Source organism: Martinezella lusitana, from assembly GCF_900094565.1.
GTDB classification, from domain to species: domain Bacteria; phylum Pseudomonadota; class Alphaproteobacteria; order Rhizobiales; family Rhizobiaceae; genus Rhizobium; species Rhizobium lusitanum.
The window spans coordinates 2501-6780 of sequence record NZ_FMAF01000065.1 but is presented as its reverse complement, the minus strand read 5'-3'; the positions used below and the strand labels follow the sequence as shown (position 1 = coordinate 6780).

At 53.4% G+C, this 4280-nt stretch carries 1 tRNA gene and 2 rRNA genes; all 3 read right to left on the bottom strand.

Annotated elements, in window-relative coordinates:
- Nucleotides 1–76 precede the first annotated feature (76 nt).
- The 3 genes from GA0061101_RS38210 to GA0061101_RS38200 all read right to left on the bottom strand — a co-directional run bounded on the left by GA0061101_RS38210 (nucleotide 77) and on the right by GA0061101_RS38200 (nucleotide 3677).
- Nucleotides 77–153: transfer RNA gene (locus GA0061101_RS38210), tRNA-Met, on the bottom strand.
- Nucleotides 154–512: 359 nt separating this feature from the next.
- Nucleotides 513–627: ribosomal RNA gene (gene rrf / locus GA0061101_RS38205) — 5S ribosomal RNA — on the bottom strand.
- 189 nt (nucleotides 628–816) lie between these two features.
- Nucleotides 817–3677: ribosomal RNA gene (locus tag GA0061101_RS38200) — 23S ribosomal RNA — on the bottom strand.
- Nucleotides 3678–4280: the final 603 nt, after the last annotated feature.

The following is a 4280-nucleotide window of genomic DNA, read 5'->3' as shown; positions in this document are numbered from 1 at the left end:
GCCGCCCTGCTGGGTGCGCACTCCGGCAAGTCCCTGAACGCCGAAACGGCTTTGAAGTATATGCATTTGGGTGATTTGGTTGCGGGGGCAGGATTTGAACCTGCGGCCTTCAGGTTATGAGCCTGACGAGCTACCGGGCTGCTCCACCCCGCGTTACCAGCGTAAGCCGCAAAGCGGCTTATCGCGTCCAGCGTAAACCGCTTGAGCGGTTTATCGCGCCCGAGCAAACCCGGAGGGTTTGTCCCGTATTACCAGCGTAAGCCGCTTGAGCGGCTTATCGCGTCCAGCGCAAATCGGTGAGCGATTTGTCGCTTGTTTCCCTTGGCCCTTATTTCAGGTGCGCAAGGGGATAATTGCTTGCTTTCAGAAGCGGCAAAGGCCGCTTTGTGCGGCCCATTGTAGCACGGCTTGAGCCGCTGAGCGATAAACTCTTCCGAGTTTACCGCGTGTGTGATGAGAAGATTATTTAGGCATAAACCGCGATGCGATTTAGCCTGAGTTGCGCTTGGCAGACCTGGCAGCGACCTACTCTCCCGCGTCTTAAGACGAAGTACCATGGGCGCAGGGGCGTTTCACGGCCGTGTTCGGAAAGGGAACGGGTGCGGCCACCCCGCCATAACCACCAGGTCGGCAAAGCGCAACTTTGGGCTAAACCGTTTGAGCGGTTTATGCCCTATGAGAAGCTGGCGAAGTCTGAGACTTCATTTGTCTTTATGAACACGTCTTTGGTTTGCTCTACGCGGACGAACGCTTGCGCGTTCGGCGTATAGGCATGAATGCGTTGCATTCAGCCTGTGATGAGCACTGGCAATGAGAACAATCAAGCCAATCGAGCTATTAGTACCGGTAAGCTTCATGCGTTGCCGCACTTCCACACCCGGCCTATCAACGTGGTAGTCTTCCACGGCTCTGATAGGGAACACTCGTTTTCAGGTTGGTTTCCCGCTTAGATGCCTTCAGCGGTTATCCATTCCATATGTAGCTACCCTGCTATGCCCTTGGCAGGACAACAGGTCCACCAGAGATATGTCCATCCCGGTCCTCTCGTACTAGGGACAGATCCTGTCAATATTCCTACACCCACGGCAGATAGGGACCGAACTGTCTCACGACGTTCTGAACCCAGCTCACGTACCGCTTTAATTGGCGAACAGCCAAACCCTTGGGACCTGCTCCAGCCCCAGGATGCGATGAGCCGACATCGAGGTGCCAAACAACCCCGTCGATATGGACTCTTGGGGGTCATCAGCCTGTTATCCCCGGCGTACCTTTTATCCGTTGAGCGATGGCCCTTCCACGCGGGACCACCGGATCACTATGACCGACTTTCGTCTCTGCTCGACTTGTCAGTCTCGCAGTCAGGCGGGCTTATGCCATTGCACTCGACGACCGATTTCCGACCGGTCTGAGCCCACCATCGCGCGCCTCCGTTACTCTTTCGGAGGCGACCGCCCCAGTCAAACTACCCACCATACACTGTCCCGGATCCGGATAACGGACCGCGGTTAGACATCCATGACGATAAGGGTGGTATTTCAAGGATGGCTCCACAAGAACTGGCGTCCCTGCTTCAAAGCCTACCACCTATCCTACACATGCCGACACGAATGCCAGTGTAAAGCTATAGTAAAGGTGCACGGGGTCTTTCCGTCTGACCGCAGGAACCCCGCATCTTCACGGGGAATTCAATTTCACTGAGTCTATGTTGGAGACAGCGGGGAAGTCGTTACGCCATTCGTGCAGGTCGGAACTTACCCGACAAGGAATTTCGCTACCTTAGGACCGTTATAGTTACGGCCGCCGTTTACTGGGGCTTCGATTCAGAGCTTGCACCCCTCCTCTTAACCTTCCAGCACCGGGCAGGCGTCAGACCCTATACGTCGTCTTGCGACTTCGCAGAGCCCTGTGTTTTTGGTAAACAGTCGCTACCCCCTGGTCTGTGCCACCCTCACATACTTGCGTATATAAGGGTCACGCTTCTTCCGAAGTTACGCGTGCAATTTGCCGAGTTCCTTCAACATAGTTCTCTCAAGCGCCTTGGTATACTCTACCTGACCACCTGTGTCGGTTTCGGGTACGGTCTATACGGTGGAGCTATTTCCTGGAACCGCGTCCCCGCCCACACAATCCAATAAGTGTGAACAAGTTAAGCAATCCGTCACTACCACCAGGCCCACGAATATTAACGTGGTTCCCATCGACTACGCGTGTCCGCCTCGTCTTAGGGGCCGGCTAACCCTGCTCAGATTAACTTTAAGCAGGAACCCTTGGTCTTTCGGCGAGAGGGTCTCTCACCCTCTTTATCGTTACTCATGTCAACATTCGCACTTCCGATACCTCCAGGGCCCCTCACAGGTACCCCTTCACTGGCTTACGGAACGCTCCGCTACCACGTGCATTGCTGCACATCCTCAGCTTCGGTGCATGGCTTCAGCCCCGTTACATTTTCGGCGCAAAGACCCTTGACTAGACCAGTGAGCTGTTACGCTTTCTTTAAATGATGGCTGCTTCTAAGCCAACATCCTGGTTGTTTTGGGATCCTCACATCCTTTCCCACTTAGCCATGACTTGGGGACCTTAGCTGGAGGTTAGGGTTGTTGCCCTTTTCACGACGGACGTTAGCACCCGCCGTGTGTCTGCCTGATAGTACTCCCCGGTATTCGGAGTTTGGTTAGGATCAGTAAGACGGTGAGTCCCCATAGCCCATCCAGTGCTCTACCCCCGGGGGTATTCGTCAGACGCTCTACCTAAATAGATTTCGCGGAGAACCAGCTATTTCCGAGTTTGATTGGCCTTTCACCCCTAGCCACAAGTCATCCCAATCTATTGCAACAGATGCGGGTTCGGTCCTCCAGTTGGTGTTACCCAACCTTCAACCTGCTCATGGCTAGATCACTCGGTTTCGGGTCTAATGCAACAAACTATACCGCCCTATTCAGACTCGCTTTCGCTTCGCCTACACCTACCGGCTTAAGCTTGCTTGTTACACTAAGTCGTTGACCCATTATACAAAAGGTACGCCGTCACCCTTGCGGGCTCCGACTGTTTGTAGGCATCCAGTTTCAGGTTCTATTTCACTCCCCTTGTCGGGGTGCTTTTCACCTTTCCCTCACGGTACTGGTTCGCTATCGGTCATGCACGAGTACTTAGGCTTGGAGCGTGGTCGCCCCATGTTCAGACAGGATTTCACGTGTCCCGCCCTACTCTAGGACAATAAAGTCTCTTACGCGTACGGGGCTGTCACCCTCTACGGCAAACCTTTCCAGGTTCTTCCACTTTAAACTTTATTGCCACTGGCCTGGTCCGCGTTCGCTCGCCACTACTTGCGGAGTCTCGGTTGATGTCCTTTCCTGCAGGTACTTAGATGTTTCAGTTCCCTGCGTTCGCTTCTTACACCCTATTTTATTCAGATGAAGATACCTTGTAACAATGCTTAGAAACCACTTTGGTTCGTTACGCCGGATAACCGGCGACGGCCCTTGGCCTTGCGAAGCCTGACGGCTTCGAGCCAATTGCCAACCAAAATGATTTTCTAAGCATTTAAGGTGGGTTGCCCCATTCGGAGATCCATGGATCAAAGCTTATTCGCAGCTCCCCACGGCTTTTCGCAGCGTATCACGTCCTTCATCGCCTGTGCATGCCTAGGCATCCACTAAATGCCCTTACGACACTTGATCGTTCTCATTGCCAATGCTCATCGTCTTTGCTTGGATTTGGAATTCCTATCCTCCTCGCTTTCGCTCGAAGGGGTTCCAAATCCGACAATCCGGACACTTCTCAAGTGAACCCAAAGGGTTCATCTTGCCAGTGTGCCGAACCAGCTATGCGCCGTTACCTTTTACAACGGACGCTTTCTAACAATGCCATCGACGTGTTCGATAGATCCGCTTTTTTGGAGCTACGCCGAGCAGCTCGCTTGCGGTCTATCTTAAGACCAGCTTCTCGAGATTGGATCCGATACCGCGCGGTCAGGCAACGGTAATCCGGTCGCTGTCAGAGGCATTCCTAAAATGCCAACAACACACGTAAATCACTTTCGCGATCTACACTGGCGACCCAGAGCGACAAGCTTCCTTCCTACCTCCGTCCCCTCCTTCGTTTCCAGCCGGCTAGGCCATCCACGATATCGTAAGGTCCGGGCTCGGACGCCTCAAACAACCTCGCGGTCGCTCAAAACACCTGGAAGCCTCCAGATCAATCTTCTCTTCACAATGTATGCAGAACAGGCATCAGGCTCAAAGCCGATGCAAACTTTTACTTCTTCAAAAGACAATTTTCGT